Source organism: Arthrobacter cheniae (assembly GCF_003602275.1).
Lineage (GTDB): Bacteria > Actinomycetota > Actinomycetes > Actinomycetales > Micrococcaceae > Arthrobacter_D > Arthrobacter_D cheniae.
The window spans coordinates 1-15,880 of record NZ_QZVT01000012.1; the positions used below are offsets into that span (position 1 = coordinate 1).

Genomic DNA, 15,880 nt, shown 5'->3' on the forward strand with positions numbered 1-15,880 from the left:
ACAGCGCCGTCATCACCTACCTCAACCGCGTCGGACTCGCCGCACGCGACCCCTTCGACTGCCCCATCATCAACCAATACCGCCGACGCTAGACACACACCGAGCGCCCTCGATATCGCATCATGCACCCTGAAACGCAAGCGGTCCGGGATACAGGCTTCGCAGGTTCGTCCGCGACGGCTGATTCGCTACGGTTGGGACATGTTCTTCCTCTTCGGCCTCACCACGCGTGAGAACCTTCAGTTCACCCGATCAGCAACCTGCCATTACTGCGGACTGCACGCTCCGCAACAGGTGATCCTGCGGAAGACCAAACTGTCCGTGTTCTTCATTCCGCTCCTGACCCTGAAGAGGACCCGGCTGCAGGTCTGCACGAACTGCGGCGGCACTTCCCGGCTCAGCGGCTCCGAGCAGCGAGCCCTCGCCCACTAGCCGTACGCACCCTCAGCACCGCAGCTGCGCACCGTCAGACCGGGTCATTCCTCGCCAGGGTGCTACGGAATCTCATCCCTACGGCATCCGACGAATGTCAGCTGCTGGGAAGCTCGACGGTGCCCCTGATCATGCTGACGCTCGAGTGCGCGGGGTTGCCGTCGAATGGTTCGTCAGAGATATCCACGATCGGAAACTGCGCGAGGTCGATATCGGTGGGGACGGCGAAGCTGCCGCTGTCCCCTTCCATCAGGCCGATGCTGTACATCTCCTGAAGGTCCGGGGCAATGAGCCACACCTCGCGGTACCCCTGCGGCTGCGTTCCGGTGATCGCGACGTCCAGGCTGCGCGTTCCATCCTCGGCAAGCGAAACGATCGCCTCACCCGACCCCGAGTATCCAGGCAAGGGTGTCAGCTCCGTCTCGGCCAGGGTGACCCCTTCGCCTCCTCCGCCCAATGACACGATTCCCCACAGCACGCCTCCTCCGATGGCAACACCTACCACCGCAGCTGCCGCAAGTCCCCAGACCGAGAATCGGCGTACCGGCCGGTCGGCACCCTTCGCCTTCAACGGGATCGGGAGCGCGACCCGGCCCGGAACCGCGACGCGGGGCTCGGGGGTGGCCGACGGCAGGTCCACCGAAAGACCGAGCTCGGCCTTGATGGCCTCCCACACCGCCGGTCCGGGTTGCTCGAGCGGACTCACCGACCGGCCGTCCTTTCCGATCACGACGATATTCCGTAGTCCTTCCAGGTCATGGGTGCAGGCGGGGCAGTTTTCGAGATGCTGCCGCGACCATGCATCAAGGGGCTCATCCAGTGCTGCAGGGCCGATGGATTCCGGGTCAAGATGCCGCATTCCATGCCCCCAGTCGATCGCGTAAGTGGATGAGACTCCTTCGTATGTGGCTCTTGACGGTTCCCAGTGGTAGATCGAGCCGGGCCGCGATCTGCTGGTGCGTCATGTCTTCGTAGAAGGCCAGCCTGAGGATGGACTTCTGGGGCTCTCCGAGCAGTTCGAGCTCTGTACCCAGCACTACCCGGTCCGTGATCGTGTCGACATCCTGATGCCGCGTGTCGCCGGCTTCGGCGTTCGCCCCGGTCTGCACCACCAGACGATGTTGCGTGTTCCGCGCGGACAAACCGTCGAGGATGACATTCTTGCTGATGCCGAGGATCCATGCGGGTACCGCCCCTGAGTTCGGGTCGAAGCTGTCCCTGAACCGCCAGGCCCTGACGAAGACGTCCTGGGTGATGTCCGCGGCCGCTGCTCGGTCCTGCATCGCCCTCAAGGCCAACGTGTAGACAAGCGGTGAGAAACACCGGTATGCCGCGGCCATCGCTTCTTCGTCTCCCTCTGAAAATTGCACGTCGAGCTGCCGCGTCCACTCAGTGCCTGGAGGGGTCAAGCTGCACTCCTAAAGCGCGGGCGCCGGTGTCGGTGCCACGCTCGACCGACGCCCTGCGATCCTTGGCACTTACCCCACAAGACTCAGAGCGGTAAGGCTGTGAGCACTACATTATCCTCATAGTCGCCCTCCTCCGGCAGCCAGTCGCCCCCACAGGTGATGATCTTGAGCTGGTGATCGCCGTCACGCTTGAAGATCTCCGATCCATTCAGGGTGGCCTTGGGGACGTTCCGCACATCGGAAACCCGGTAGGTCAGTGAGCGGCCGTCCTCCAGGCCGACCGTCACGATCGTCCCGATGCCCACGTCCTTCAGCTGGGCGAAGGGCATTACCTCCGTGAGGCTGTCGACATGGGCCGCCATCACCGCGTTCCCGGTCTCCGCGCCGGGGGCAGGCCCATACCGATACCAGCCCGCCTCCCAGAAACTATCCGGGATCTCCATCGCGTTCTTGTCGTCGATCCCGACATCGAGCACCCTCACGGAGATGTCGGTACCCGCGATGTCCAAGGCCACGGGCGACGGGTCCCGTGGCTCCCAGGCGGCGTCGGCCGGTCGAACCGGGACGGGCCCCACGGCGATACCAGCGGAGGCGCCGACCGTCGGCTCGGGCGTGGCATCCGCCGCGGCCGGCGCGACAGGATCAGCCGCTGCCGGCGCCACAGGATCCGGCGCGGCCGGCGCCGCAGGATCCGGCGCGGCCGTGAGTGCCGCTGAGGATGGTTGCTCCGCGGGCAAAGAACCAGGACCCTGCGCACATCCACCGAGGAAGAGAGCGGCGAGGACGGCCAGGGAGACCGATGCGTGTCCGGGTTGCACTGTCGAGATCCTTCCGGGAGGAGCGGTATGGGTGTGGGGAGGAGGGGCTGCCCTCCTCCCCACTGAACTGCTGGTTCTAACTCCGCACGGCACGCCTGCGGGAAGCGGCAACTGCACCGCCGAGCAGGACGACCAGGAAGGCGCCGAGGCCGAGTGCTGCTGCGTTGTCATCCTCCGCCGCGAGTCCGGACTGGCCACCGGGCACAGCACCGGGAGCTGAATGCAGTCCTTCGATCACTTGGGTGGCGAGCGCCAGGTTGCCGGCCTCCAGGCTCCCCCAGGCGTAGACGATCGTCGACGTTCCCTCAGCGAGGTTGAGATCTGCAGGGCCGATGACGGGCTCGGTGGTGCCCGTCGCCGCAACCGCTGCCGACACCGTGCCGGCATCGGTGGTCAGTGTCGCCTCGGCCGGATTGCTCAGGTTCTGGACGACTGCCGCGCCACCAGCCAGGACATCGACGGCGGGGGCGGCGGCTACATGCCTAACCGTGAGCCGTGACTTCCCCGCCTCGACGGCCGAGACGTCGTTCGTGAAGAAGTTGGCCGTGGGGTTACCGCCGGCATCGAGATTCGCTGTCGCGGTGTAGTTCCCACCCGCGGCGAGGGTGACGTCGACAGGGCCGATCACGGCCGCGCTCGCATCAGGAGCGTCGGACGCGGTCACGGCAAGCTGGTAGTTTCCGGCGGGCAACTCGAGCGGACCTGCCAGCTCACCCGGGGCGAAATCGTCCAGCGTGAGAGCACCATTGACATACACGTCGACGGTGAGGTCGGGGACCCCGTGCAGGACGGACAGGGACGCGGTCGTCGGTGCCTCGGCGGCAGATGCCGGGGCGGCCAGGGTGGCTCCTCCCAGGATGACGGCGGCTCCTACGGCGTACAAGCTTCTTTGCATGACAACTCTCCTTGATTGGGGCCCGACAGGGGCCACTTTCGCTGACACCCGGTATTACCCGGACGAGCGGCGCTTTGGATGCAAGGAGATGAAACTTTTTCGCCCGCCAGTTTTGGATCAGGCGTTCCAGAGCCCGTAGGAGTCGGCCAGCGAAGAGATCTTCTGTGCGCGTGCCAGCCGCGGCAGGTAGGACCCGTCACCGACGATGGCACCCGCGGCGTGTTCGCGCAGGAGCTCCGTGGCCCAACTGATCTCGGACTCGCTCGGTGACAGGCCGCGGTTGATCGTGTCGGTCGCATCGGTCAGCAGGCACAACTTGCCCGTCATGCCCATGGATGCCGTGACCTTGCATGCCTCGAGCAGCTCGTCACCCAGAGCACCGACGGTGGGCCCGTCGATCGGACCGGGAAGCTGCCCCACGCGCGAAGCCACGACGAGCTTGGACCGCGCATACGCGAGCGCCATCGGATCATCCGAGGCCCCGGTGTCCCGGCGGAAATCGCCGACGCCGAAGGCCAGGCGGAACGTTCCGGGAGCACTGGCGATCGCCGTCGCGTTCTCGATGCCCAGCGCGGACTCGACCAGCGCCAGGACCGGCGTACCGGCCTGCAGGCGCATGGCGGTGTGGGTCACCTGCTCAGGCTTCTCGGTCATGGCGAGCATGACGCCGCGCAGGCCGGGGGCCTTCGACAGGGCGGCCAGGTCATCGGCCCAGTACTCCGTCTCGATCCCGTTGACACGGACCCAGGCGGTCATTCCCGTGGACAGCGCCTCGACGACGCGCTCGCGGGCCTCGCCCTTGCCTGCTGCGGGAACGGCGTCCTCCATGTCGAACACCACGGAATCGGCCTCGGAGGTGAGGGCGGGGATGAAGTTGTCCTCGGAAGCAGCGGAAGCAAGCAGCCAGGATCGGGAGAGCTTGGCGGGCAGCGCGGCGGCGCGGCTGTTTCTGAGGGAGGTGGCCATCCTCAAACAGTACTGAGGACTGCTGCGCATTATCCACCGGAGACGGAGGGTGGCCTGTGAACACTACGACCAAAAGGAGCCCCCTCGGGACCCGGACCTGCACTCCCGACGACCAGCGCCTCCCTCTGCTGACGGCGGACGGGATCCTCGAGCGTCGGCTCGGCTATAGTGACGACGTCGGACGCCATGGGCGTCGTGCCTGAAAAAGAGGCAATAAGGGCGAAGCGGCTCGAGGCACATACGGAAAGCACCCACCAACGTCCGGGGTGACCGTGTGCATCCCTCGCCGCTGCCCCGACGTCCGTCCTGAAAAGATTCCTGATGGCCACTGTCTCCGCCCGTATCGTGTCCGCTCTCCAACCCGCTGTCACCGAGGTATTCGGTGTGATGGGCAACGGGAACGCCCACTTCCTCGACGCCGTCATGGCGCTACCCGATTCCATGCACTACACAGCCGTGCGGCATGAAGCGGGTGCTGTCGCTGCCGCGGACGCCTACTTCCGCGCCAGCGGGCGACTCGCAGTCGCCACCACGACCTATGGTGCGGGCTTCACCAATGCACTCACGCCCCTGGCGGAAGCGGTGCAGGCACAGATTCCCCTCGTCCTGGTGGTCGGCGACGCCCCCACCACCGGCGCCCGCCCCTGGGACGTCGACCAGGTCCATCTGGCGAAGGGGCTCGGTGCCACCACGTTCACCGTCTCCGCCACCCGCGCCCTCGCCGTCACGGCGGCGGCGATGGACCACGCGCTGCGCTACCGGCAGGCTGTGGTGCTCGCCATCCCGTATGACCTGGCGGGCATGGAAGCAGCTCACGAGGACCTGCCTCCCACGACGACGGCCGGTCCCCTGGCGATGCCCCATGCCGACGACATCGAGCGCATCGCGTCCCTCCTGTCCGCGGCGACGCGGCCGCTCATCCTCGCCGGCCGCGGCGCCTGGGTCAGCGGTGCGCAGGACGCTGCGACCAGCCTCGCTGAACGTATCGGTGCCCTGACGGCGACCTCCGGACTCGGTGCCGGATTCTTCGGCGACAACCCGACGGGACTCGGAATAGCGGGCGGCTGGGCATCCGAGCGCACCGCCCGCCTGATCGGGCAGGCCGATGTCGTCCTCGTTCTGGGAGCGCGGCTCAACCAGTTCACGACGCGCTTCGGACACTCCTTCGACAGCTCCGCCAGCGTCGTACAGGTCGATGTGGAGACCGGCCCCACCGCCCCCGAGGTGACGGATTACCTCCGTGGTGATGCCCGAGCGGTGGCTGAAGCGCTGCTCAGGACGGTGGACCGGGTGACGGACCAGCGATGGAGCGACGTCGCCGCAGCAGACGCCCACCACGCCCACCACGCCCGCGACGACGGGGACCTGACCGCCCCCGACGGGCGACTCGATCCACGGAGCCTGTGCCGGACCCTCGATCGGCTCCTCCCCGAGGACCGCTCGATCGTGCAGGACGGCGGGCACTTCATCGGCTGGGCCCCGGGTTACTTCCGCGTCCCGGCGCCGAACCGCCTGATCATGGTCGGGACGGCGTACCAGACCATCGGCCTCGGCCTTCCCAGTGCCGTCGGTGCCGCACGCGCCCTGCCGGAATCGACCGTGGTCCTCTGTACGGGTGACGGCGGCGCGCTCATGGCGCTCGCCGACCTCGACTCCTTCATCCGGACGGCGAGACGGGCGGTCATCGTCGTCTTCAATGACGCCGCCTACGGTGCCGAGATCCACCAGTACGCGGTCCGGGGCATCCATCCCGGGCCCATGATGATCGACGAGGTGGACTTCGCGGCGCTCGCAATCGCTCTCGGCGCCACCGGCAGGACCATCCGGACACTCGCGGACCTCGATGGAGTGAAGGACTGGCTGGCGTCCGACGACGACGGCGTGCTGCTGCTCGACTGCAAGGTCTCGCAGCAGGTCGTGGCGCCGTACATGGAGGAGATCGTCGCCGTCGCGACCGGCGGCAGATAGCCGCGCGACGTCGAGCCGTCGCTGCATCAGGCTGCCGGTGTAGGTTCCGGCGCTGCGGCTCCGGTCCTTCAGGTGCTTCCGAATCTTCCCCTGAGGGATTCCACGCCGGGGCCGGTGACGTGGGCCAGCCCGGCGGACCGACCGGCTGCGACGAGAAGCAGGTCCACCACGCGCCCCTGCACCTGCGGTCCCTCCCCCGATGACCAGCGTGCGTCGGTCGCGATGAGTTCGAGTCCCTGGAGGCGCTGGGGAGCTCCGAGCAACCGGTTTGCTGCAACGTAGGTCAGAACCGGTACCGCGAGGTCGGTGTGCACCGTGTGGAATCGCTTCAGCGGGCGTGCGATGTCCTGGCCGTGTACGAGCAGGTCCATCAGCGGGTCCATGGGACCACTGCCGGGAATCCGGCGGGACGACCTGGCGCTCTCACGCAACTGCTGGATGAGTTCAGCAGTCGTGTATTTCGATGCCCGGTCGCGCGCGGTGTCCGACACCATCCGGTGGAAACTTCCGCGGGCCTTGATCGCTGCCAGCGCGAGGAAACCGACCGACGCCCTGGTGGGGATCGTCAGGTGGGCCACTACCTCCCGCACGGTCCACGCCGAGCACAGGGACCGTGTGGTCCACTCGGCCTCACCGATGCCTTCCAGGAAGTCGCACAGATGGTGCCTTTCAGCTTTCACTGCCGCGTTGATCTCAGCTGGTTCCATGATGGAGGCTCCTCGGCTGGTGGTGCGGTGACACGAGCAGTGTTGCAGTCAGCACTCGGAAGTGCCAGAGGCTCTGGTGGTCCCGATCGACAACACCTTCCGTACAGGCGAGGCTGCGCCTCACTGACCGGCCGTCTGAAGCACAGCGTTATTCCGGCAGGTAGGGCCGGTAGGGGTCGAGGGTTCCGTCGACGACGGGGACGAGGAGGGAGACGTCCCCTTCGCTGGTCGAGGCGGTGAGAGTCGTCCTTGCGCCAGGCGCGTCCCCCGCGGTCCGGAGCACTGTCTCCACTGTGTCGAACCCGACCCTTCCCTGCGCCGGGATGGTGAGGGTGGTGTCTTCGTCGGAGTCGCTGATGGTGATGTCGATCGGCTGGTCGCCGTCGTTCTCGAGCGTGCCCAGGACTCGTGCGGGCTGTTCCTCGCCGGAGGTGACCAGGAGGACACTGCGGAGATCGACCCTGCCGACGCTCTCGTCATCTCCGACGGCTGTTGAATTCCAGTTGTCCCCGCCGCCCGTGGCACAGCCCGACAGCAGGAAGGCAGTAAGGAAGAATGCCCCGGCAGTCGACCTGGATCGGTTGACCGTCGGGCTGGCCTGAGCTGCTTCTGCAGTGTTCATCTGATCGAGTCCTTCGGAGGGAGTGGGGGTAAAGGTCCACTCCGACCGTACTCAGCCCGCGCGACCCGGGGTAAGGGGTGATGCGCGACCGCAACCACACTTCAGGCTCACGTCGAGGGAACACCCAGAGGACCTTCAGGATGACTCCTGGGGTACCGCACCCCTGCTTCGTCCAGAAACAGCCTCAGGCCCTCGGCCGGAGGTCATAGATGCGACGCAACTTGCCGCTGGAGCGGACGAGTGAGCCCTGCTCGACGATCCGGACGGTGCAGGTGGAGCCGATATGCGTCTTGATCTGGTGCTGCAGTTCCTTCGCGGCGGCCGCGCCGTCGGCCGGAGCGACGCCGTCGCGCACCTCGATGTTGATGGTGAGCTGATCCATCCGCTGGCCCTCGGGCCGGGTCAGTTCGAGCTGGAAGTGGGGGCTCAGTGCCGGGATGGCGAGCGCCAGTTCCTCCACCTGCGTGGGAAACAGGTTCACTCCGCGCACGATCACCATGTCGTCGCTGCGGCCTGTGATGCGCTCCATCCTGCGCATGCCCGGACGGGCCGTACCGGGGAGCAGTCGCGTGAGGTCATGCGTCCGGTACCGGATGATCGGCAGGGCCTCCTTGGTGAGCGAGGTGAACACGAGCTCACCCGCTGCGCCGTCGTCGAGCACCTTCTCCGTGAAGGGGTCGATGATCTCCGGTCTGAAGTGGTCCTCCCAGACGTGGGACCCGTCCTTGGATTCGACGCACTCGCCCGCGACACCCGGACCCATGACCTCGGACAATCCGTAGATGTCGCAGGCGTCGAAGCCCATGCGTCCCTCGAGCTCCTGCCGCATCCCTTCCGTCCACGGTTCGGCGCCGAGCACGCCAGTCTTCAGCGACGTCGACCTCGGGTCGATGCCGGCGGCGGCCATGGCGTCGAGGATGGTCAGCAGGTAGGTGGGCGTCGCGAGGATGGCGTCCGGCTCGAAGTCGCGGATGAGCTGTACCTGCCGCTCGGTCTGGCCGCCGGAGATGGGGATCACGGTGCAGCCGAGGCGCTCGGCGCCTGCATGGGCGCCCAGGCCACCCGTGAACAGGCCGTACCCGTAGGCGTTGTGGACCTTCCACCCGGCTTTCACACCGGAGGCCCGCAGGGAGCGGGCGACCAGGGACGCCCACCGTCCCAGATCGCCCGCGGTGTATCCGACGACGGTCGGCTGGCCAGTGGTGCCCGACGACGCGTGGATGCGGGCGATCTGATCCTGCGGCACGGCGAACATGCCGAAGGGATAGGTGCTGCGCAGATCCTCCTTCGTGGTGAAGGGGAACTTCGCCAGGTCCTCGAGACCGTGGAGGTCGTCCGGATGCACCCCGGCGTCGTCGAACTTCCGCTTGTACAGGGGCACGTTCGCGTAGGCGTGGTGGAGCGTGGCCCGCAACCTCTCGAGCTGCACCGACTCCAGGTGATCGCGCGTCCACGTCTCCTCCGGATCCAGCGTCGAGGGATCGGCCGCCGAGGCTCGCAGGGTCAGGGATGGCATGGTGCTCCTTGGAAGTGCAGGATGGCGACGGGACGGACGGGCGGCAGGACTGCCCTAGCTGTGGAGCGCGTTCGTGGCCGACGCCTCGTCCGCCTCGAGCGGTGCACCCTTCGTCTCCTTGGCCAGGGTCGCACCGATGAAGGAGATGACGCAGAGGGCCATGATGTAGAGCCCGATGGAACCGGACCAGCCCGTGCTGCCGAGGAGTGCCTGGGCGATCAGCGGTGCGAAGGCACCGCCGAGGATGGCACCTAGGGCGTAGCCGATCCCGATGCCGGAGTAGCGGACGTTGGCGGGGAACATCTCCGCGTACATCGCGGACATGGGCCCGTAGGACAGTCCGAGTCCGATGGTGAGGATGAAGATGGCGATGCCGTAGGCCCAGATGTTCCGGGTATCGATCATCATGAACATCGGGATCATCCAGACGAAGATGAGTGCGTACCCGATCTGGAAGGTGCGTACACGGCCGATGCGGTCGGAGAGGATGCCGCCGTAGAGGGTGAAGATCAGCCAGCCGAAGGATGCCAGCAGGGTTGCGAGGAGGACGGGTGCTGCAGGCATGCCCAGGCTCTTCTGCGCATAGGAGGAGAGGAAGGCGATGACGAGGTAGCCGGCGGCGTTGTTGCCGATGAAGATCACGGCAGCCAGGATGACCTGCTTCTTGTTGGTCTTCAGCAGGCTCCGCAGCGGGGTGGCCGTATCGCGCTTGCGGTCGATCATGCGCTTGAAGACGGGGCTTTCGGCGACGGCCGAGCGGATGAAGTACCCGACCACGATCAGGACGACGGACAGCAGGAACGGGATGCGCCACCCCCACGCGAGGAAGGCCTCGGCCGACATGGAGCTGCGCAGCAGGAACAGGACCGCGGTGGCCAGGATCATGCCGACCGGAACGCCGATCTGCGGGTAGGCGCCCCAGAATCCACGCTTGTTCACAGGTGCGTGTTCGACGGCCATGAGGGCCGCGCCACCCCACTCGCCACCGGCCGAGAAGCCCTGCAGGATGCGCAGCAGCATCAGGAGGATAGGGGCCCAGACGCCGATCTGCGCGTACGTGGGAAGCAGGCCGATCAGGGCCGTTGCCGAGCCCATCATGACCAGTGTGAAGACGAGCATGGCCTTGCGCCCGATGCGGTCACCGAGGCGTCCGGCGATGACGGCTCCGAGGGGCCGGAAGAAGAAGCTGATGCCGATGGTGGCCCAGGCGACGAGTTGGGCGAGGCCCTCGCTCTCCCCCTCGAGGGGACCGAAGTAGAGGGTCGCGAAGACGAGGCCCGCAGCCTGGGCGAAGATGAAGAAGTCGTACCACTCGATCGTGGTGCCGACCATCGTGCCTGCCAGGACCCTGCGGTCCGCGGCGCTCATGCGCGAACCGGGCTCTGCCTGCGGCCGCTCTGGTGCTAGTGCCATGAAAACTCCCTTGTTTTCCGTTGTGTGCTGCTGATGCCCGCGGGGCTCCGGTCCTTGCAGCAACCAGGGGTGGTCCGCGGTCGGTCGATGCCCCAAACATTACCGAACGATCGTTCATTCGGTATTGCCCCGGTGGATCGTGTTCCTTTTGTGACGTCCTTCCGATTCGTCCTGTGCGGTTCCTCAGAGCGAGGACTCGATCGCCCGAGCGGCTCGGGCGACACGCAGCCCGAACTCCTCGACGGGTGCGTCGTTCCGGACGTAGACGACGGCGATCGCGGCGGGCAGCTGACCCCGGACCTGAATCGGAGCCGCGACGGAGCTGACGCCGGGAAGAACCTCGTCATGGCTCGCTGCATACCCCAGGGCAGCCGCCACCCGTGACTCCTCCCGATAGGGCCGGCCCGGAGCGAGCTGCTCCCACCGCGCCTCGGTCAGGGCCGACTGGATGGCGATACCGGGTGCTCCTGCGTCGAACCGGTGGCGCGAGCCCGGCCGCTGGACCAGCGTGCCCACTCCGTGCGGGGGCTCGACCGCGACGAGCGTGACGCAGTGCTGCCGGTCCCACACCGCGATGAAGGCCGTCATCTGCAGGTCCGCCGCGAGGAGGGTCAGCTCCGGCAGGGCCGCGGTCTGCAGCCGCGGAGCCACTCCCCTGGCCAGGTTGGCGAGGCCGGGTCCCGCAAGGAACCGGCCACCGGCGTCCCGCACAACCAGGGCGTGCTCCTCGAGCGTCCGCAGGATCCTGTAGGCGATCGAGCGATGCACGCCCAGGGCCTCCGAGAGCTGCGCCGTCGTCCTGCCGTCCGGGGCGTCAGCGAGGATCTCCAGCGCGCGGATTCCTCGCGAGAGCGTCTGGGAGGGCGGCGTCGTCGTCGTGCCAGGTGTGCCATCCAGGGTGTCCATGTCAGGCAAATGCCCGTCCTCGCCGGCGGTCCGGCGAGGCGGTCAGGATCGGAGAGAAGAACGAGACCAGCCCTGCCGTGTCGGCCAGCGGCAGGACATGTGCCACGTACTGGTCAGGGCGGACGACGACGACGACGCCCGCGCGGTCCAGCCCACGAAGGTCGAAGATGTCGGCGTGCGGGTCCGCCGCGTACACCTTCTCGTAGTCGGTCAGGCCGAAGGGGCCGACCGCGGGCTTGAACTCCGGCGGTACCCGGGCGATGTCCACCTGGGTGTGGTCCTGCTGGTATACGACCTTCACATCGAACCACGCATCCCTGTCGATCCCCTCGGGCATCGCAGCGAGCGGAGAATCGGCGGCCGAGCCGATCCACCGTGCCAGGTCTGCGACCCCCGATGCAGCACCCGGCTCCGCGCGGTCGGCGAAGACGTAGATCCGCCAGCGGCCGTCTGCCGTCGCGTGGTGGCCGAGATGCACCGGAACGCCGTCGCCGACGCGCACCACGGGAGCGGACTTGAATCGCTTCCCGATGGGGAAGCCTGTCGCCAGTTTCTGGTGCTGGGCTTCTGCGACCAGGATGGAGGGCTGGTACTGGGTCATGAATCCGGCCGGGAACTCGGCGGTGCGTACGTAGAAGTCCTCGAGCTCGGACGGACTGGCGAACTCCTCCGGCCTACGCGCCATGAGCATCGACCATTCCTTGTCGAACTCGATGAGATTCTTCGCGACGACCTGCCGTTCAGCGGAGTACGTGGCCAGGAGCTCCTCGGGGCTCCGGCCCTCGAGCACGTGCCCGAGCTTCCAGCCGAGATTGAAGCCGTCCTGCATCGAGACATTCATGCCCGGGCCTGCCTTGGCGCTGTGCGTGTGGCAGGCGTCCCCCGTGATGAACACCCGCGGAGTGCGGGTGCCCACCTGCTCCGGCAGGACGTCGTCGAACCTGTCGGTGAGGCGGTGCCCCACCTCGTAGACGCTGTGCCACGCGACGTTCCGGACGTCGAGGGTGTACGGGCTGAGGATGGCATTCGCCTTCGCGATGATCTGGTCGATGGTCGTCCGCCGGACTGCGCCGTCGTCATCGGGGCTGGTCTCACCGAGGTCCACGTACATGCGGAAGAGGTGTCCGCCCTCGCGGGGGATCAGGAGGATGCTGCCGCCTCCGCCGGACTGGATGGCGCATTTACGGCGGATGTCGGGGAAGTCGGTGACCGCGACGGCGTCCATCACGCCCCAGGCGTGGTTCGCCTTGTCCCCTTCGAGTGTGCAGCCGATTGCCTGGCGGACCTTGCTGCGGGCGCCGTCGGCACCCACCACGTACTTCGCACGAATGGTGCGGGTTTCGCCCTCGTGCTCGCCCGAGGTGCGGGTGACGGTGACCCGCACCGGGTACTGGTGCTCGTCGTCGACCTCCAGACCTACGAATTCGAAGCCGTAATCGGGCTCCATACGGGTAGGTGCGTTCTTCATGAACTCGGCGAAGTAGTCGAGGACGCGGGCCTGATTGACGATCAGGTGGGGGAACTCGCTGATCCCGGCCGGATCGTCGACGGGCCTGGCCGTCCGGACGATGCGCGAGGGGTCCTGCGGGTCCGGCTTCCAGAAGGCCATCTCGACGATCCGGTACGCCTCCTCCGTGATGCGCTGGGCGAAGCCGAAGGCCTGGAAGGTCTCGACGCTTCGCGCCTGGATGCCGTCGGCTTGCCCGATGGGAAGCCGGCCCGGTCGCCGTTCGACGATGCGCGTGGTGATGCCCGGGAATTGCGAGAGCTGTGCGGCGGTGATCATGCCCGCGGGTCCCGTGCCGATGATGAGGACGTCGACCTCGTCGGGAAGGTCCCGCGGCCGGTCCAGGCCTACACCTGCTGGCGGCTGGACCCGGGGATCGCCCGAGACGTAGCCGTGGTGGTGGAATTGCACGGGCTGACCTCACTTCGTCGTGATGGGGTGCCGGAGGATGGGTTCGATAATCGAACTGCCTGTTCCACTATCGTTCGCCGATGCTAGACCCCGTAACGGTAGAACGTAAAGCCGCCTTTACGGGTCTGCAGTCTCCCGCTACTATTCGTATACGATTTCGTACTCGATGAGGAGTGTTGCGTGGAACCGGTAGCCGAAAGCCTCCTGGCGGCGACCCGCAAGATCATTGCGGTGCACATCAACTACCCCAGCCGAGCGGCACAACGGGGACGCACCCCAGAGCAGCCGTCCTACTTCCTGAAGCCCCCCTCATCCCTCGCTCTCTCCGGTGCGGGTGTCGAACGTCCCGCCGGATGCGAGTTGCTCGGATTCGAGGGCGAGGTCGCCCTCGTGATCGGCGCCCCCGCCCGTCGGGTATCCCCCGCGGACGCGTGGGGTCACGTGCAGTGGGTCACGGCCGGCAACGACCTCGGGGTCTACGACCTCCGCTACGCCGACAAGGGTTCCAACCTCCGGTCCAAAGGCGGCGACGGCTTCACACCGGTGGGGCCCGAGCTGATCCCGGCCGCCGACGTCGACCCTGCCGCTCTCCGCATCCGCACCTGGCACAACGGTGTGCTGGTCCAGGATGACACCACCGCCGATCTCCTGTTCCCGTTCGCCCGCCTCGTCGCCGACCTGTCGCAACTCCTCACCCTCGAGACCGGCGACATCATCCTGACCGGCACCCCGGCGGGCGCATCCGTCGCCCGACCCGGCGACCTCCTCGAGGTCGAAGTGACCTCTGGCGTCCTCTCCACGGGGCGGCTCACCACGCCCGTCAGCAATGGAACGACGCCGTTCGCGGACTTCGGTGCGCAACCCAGGGCCGACGACGTCCAGCGCGAGGAGGCCTACGGTTCCCGGGAGGCAGCAGGACTGGGCGATCCGGTACCGGTGCTCACTCCCGAGCTCAAGGCCCGCCTCGAACGGGTGTCCACCGCAACGCTGTCGTCGCAGCTACGCAAGCGCGGCCTGAACAACGTCAGCATCGACGGGCTCTCCTCCACGAAACCGGGAAAGAGGGTCGTCGGCATCGCCCGCACCCTGCGCTATGTGCCGAACCGCGAGGACCTCTTCACCGCACACGGTGGCGGGTACAACGCGCAGAAACGGGCCATCGACACCGTGAACGAGGGCGAGATCCTCGTGATGGAGGCACGCGGCGAGAAGGGCACCGGCACCGTCGGCGACATCCTGGCGCTGCGGGCCCAGGTCCGGGGTGCCGCGGCGATCATCACCGACGGCGGCGTCCGGGACTTCGCGACCGTGGCCGCCATGGACATGCCCACCTTCTATGCCAATCCCCACCCCGCCGTCCTCGGTCGGCGCCACATCCCCTGGGACACCGACGTCACCATCGCGTGTGGGGGCACCACGGTGCAGCCCGGCGACATCATCGTCGCGGATACCGACGGCATCCTCGTCATTCCGCCGGCCCTCGCCGAGGAGCTCGCCAACGAGGCCGTCGCGCAGGAGCGCGAGGAGACCTTCATCGCCGAGATGGTCACCGAGGGGCACGGCATCGACGGACTGTACCCGCTGAACGCGGCCTGGCGTGCACGCTACGAGGACTGGCGCTCCGATGACTGACGTGACGGCTGCCGTATCGTCGGGCAGTAAATCACAGCAGGCCTACGCCGCGGTGAAGGCGCGGATCGTCGACGGCGCCTACCCTGCGGGGCATCGCCTCGTCCTCGCCAAGATCGCCCATGACCTCGGCGTCAGCGTCGTCCCCGTGCGGGAAGCGATCCGCAGACTGGAAGCGGAGGGGCTCGTCGCCTTCGAGCGGAACATCGGAGCGACGGTCGCGGGCATCGACCCCACAGAATATCTCTACACGATGCAGACCCTGAGCCTCGTCGAGGGAGCGGCCACGGCCCTGTCCGCGCCCCTGATAGGGCCCGACGACATCGCCCGTGCCCGTGCGGTCAACGAGGAGATGCGCGCCTGCCTGGAGCACTTCGACCCGCTGCGCTTCACCCGCCTGAACCAGGACTTCCACGCGATCCTCTTCGAGCACTGCCCGAATCCGCACATCCTCGACCTCGTGCACCGCGGCTGGAACCGCCTCGCCTCCCTGCGGTCGTCGACCTTCCGCTTCGTCCCCGGCCGCGCCCGCGCATCGGTCGGGGAACACGAGGGCCTGCTCCGCCTGATCGAGGGAGCCGCCGACCCCGACGAGATCGAGCGCGCAGCCCGCGCCCACCGCACTGCCACCCTCGAGGCCTACCTCGCGCACTCCGCCAACGACCACCGTTAGGACACCCG

Annotated in this window: 16 protein-coding genes; 5 read left to right on the top strand and 11 right to left on the bottom strand. The window is 67.2% G+C overall.

Features of this window, described 5'->3' with window-relative positions:
• Nucleotides 1-201: 201 nt before the first annotated feature.
• Nucleotides 202-432: a zinc-ribbon domain-containing protein gene (locus D6T63_RS16495; RefSeq protein WP_120150154.1), complete on the top strand. Its 231-nt coding sequence runs from the start codon at nucleotides 202-204 to the stop codon at nucleotides 430-432.
• Nucleotides 433-529: 97 nt separating this feature from the next.
• Here D6T63_RS16495 and D6T63_RS16500 read toward each other — a convergent pair whose 3' ends face one another.
• The 5 genes from D6T63_RS16500 to D6T63_RS16520 all read right to left on the bottom strand — a co-directional run bounded on the left by D6T63_RS16500 (nucleotide 530) and on the right by D6T63_RS16520 (nucleotide 4,520).
• A complete protein-coding gene (locus D6T63_RS16500; RefSeq protein ID WP_182977067.1) occupies nucleotides 530-1,162 on the bottom strand; it encodes an anti-sigma factor in 633 nt (210 codons plus the stop codon).
• 115 nt (nucleotides 1,163-1,277) lie between these two features.
• On the bottom strand, nucleotides 1,278-1,772 hold the full coding sequence (locus tag D6T63_RS16505; protein ID WP_120150218.1) for an RNA polymerase sigma factor: 495 nt from the start codon (nucleotides 1,770-1,772) through the stop codon (nucleotides 1,278-1,280).
• A 152-nt stretch (nucleotides 1,773-1,924) separates the two neighbouring features.
• On the bottom strand, nucleotides 1,925-2,659 hold the full coding sequence (locus tag D6T63_RS16510) for a class F sortase (protein WP_182977068.1): 735 nt from the start codon (nucleotides 2,657-2,659) through the stop codon (nucleotides 1,925-1,927).
• A gap of 76 nt (nucleotides 2,660-2,735) precedes the next feature.
• Nucleotides 2,736-3,554, bottom strand: a complete 819-nt coding sequence (locus tag D6T63_RS16515) for a DUF4397 domain-containing protein (RefSeq protein ID WP_120150157.1) — start codon at nucleotides 3,552-3,554, stop codon at nucleotides 2,736-2,738.
• 117 nt (nucleotides 3,555-3,671) lie between these two features.
• Nucleotides 3,672-4,520 (bottom strand): HpcH/HpaI aldolase/citrate lyase family protein, encoded by an 849-nt coding sequence (locus D6T63_RS16520; RefSeq protein ID WP_120150158.1) that lies wholly within the window; start codon nucleotides 4,518-4,520, stop codon nucleotides 3,672-3,674.
• Between the two features lie 56 nt (nucleotides 4,521-4,576).
• On the opposite strand from D6T63_RS16520, the gene D6T63_RS19375 reads away from it, so the two are divergent.
• On the top strand, nucleotides 4,577-4,723 hold the full coding sequence (locus D6T63_RS19375; protein ID WP_182977069.1) for a hypothetical protein: 147 nt from the start codon (nucleotides 4,577-4,579) through the stop codon (nucleotides 4,721-4,723).
• A gap of 118 nt (nucleotides 4,724-4,841) precedes the next feature.
• Complete coding sequence (locus D6T63_RS16525) at nucleotides 4,842-6,488, top strand: thiamine pyrophosphate-binding protein (RefSeq protein WP_120150159.1); 1,647 nt, start codon at nucleotides 4,842-4,844, stop codon at nucleotides 6,486-6,488.
• Between the two features lie 68 nt (nucleotides 6,489-6,556).
• Here the strand turns inward: D6T63_RS16525 and D6T63_RS16530 are convergent, their stop codons facing one another.
• From D6T63_RS16530 to D6T63_RS16555, 6 genes are all read right to left on the bottom strand, one after another.
• Nucleotides 6,557-7,195, bottom strand: coding sequence for a maleylpyruvate isomerase family mycothiol-dependent enzyme (locus D6T63_RS16530; protein WP_120150160.1), 639 nt, complete (start codon nucleotides 7,193-7,195; stop codon nucleotides 6,557-6,559).
• A 148-nt stretch (nucleotides 7,196-7,343) separates the two neighbouring features.
• A complete protein-coding gene (locus tag D6T63_RS16535) occupies nucleotides 7,344-7,817 on the bottom strand; it encodes a hypothetical protein (RefSeq protein ID WP_120150161.1) in 474 nt (157 codons plus the stop codon).
• Between the two features lie 184 nt (nucleotides 7,818-8,001).
• Nucleotides 8,002-9,333, bottom strand: a complete 1,332-nt coding sequence (paaK, locus tag D6T63_RS16540) for a phenylacetate--CoA ligase PaaK (RefSeq protein ID WP_120150162.1) — start codon at nucleotides 9,331-9,333, stop codon at nucleotides 8,002-8,004.
• 54 nt (nucleotides 9,334-9,387) lie between these two features.
• Nucleotides 9,388-10,746 carry an MFS transporter gene (locus D6T63_RS16545; protein ID WP_235830820.1) on the bottom strand — a complete coding sequence of 453 codons (1,359 nt, stop codon included), beginning with the start codon at nucleotides 10,744-10,746 and terminating at the stop codon, nucleotides 9,388-9,390.
• 183 nt (nucleotides 10,747-10,929) lie between these two features.
• Entirely contained in the window at nucleotides 10,930-11,652 is a 723-nt protein-coding gene (locus D6T63_RS16550) for an IclR family transcriptional regulator (protein WP_120150163.1), read from the bottom strand.
• Between the two features lies 1 nt (nucleotide 11,653).
• Complete coding sequence (locus tag D6T63_RS16555; protein WP_120150164.1) at nucleotides 11,654-13,570, bottom strand: FAD-binding monooxygenase; 1,917 nt, start codon at nucleotides 13,568-13,570, stop codon at nucleotides 11,654-11,656.
• A 180-nt stretch (nucleotides 13,571-13,750) separates the two neighbouring features.
• Here D6T63_RS16555 and D6T63_RS16560 point away from each other — a divergent pair, with 180 nt between their 5' ends.
• Complete coding sequence (locus D6T63_RS16560) at nucleotides 13,751-15,202, top strand: fumarylacetoacetate hydrolase family protein (RefSeq protein WP_120150165.1); 1,452 nt, start codon at nucleotides 13,751-13,753, stop codon at nucleotides 15,200-15,202.
• Entirely contained in the window at nucleotides 15,195-15,872 is a 678-nt protein-coding gene (locus D6T63_RS16565; protein ID WP_120150166.1) for a GntR family transcriptional regulator, read from the top strand. Before D6T63_RS16560 ends, D6T63_RS16565 begins: the two co-directional genes overlap by 8 nt.
• Nucleotides 15,873-15,880 lie beyond the last annotated feature (8 nt).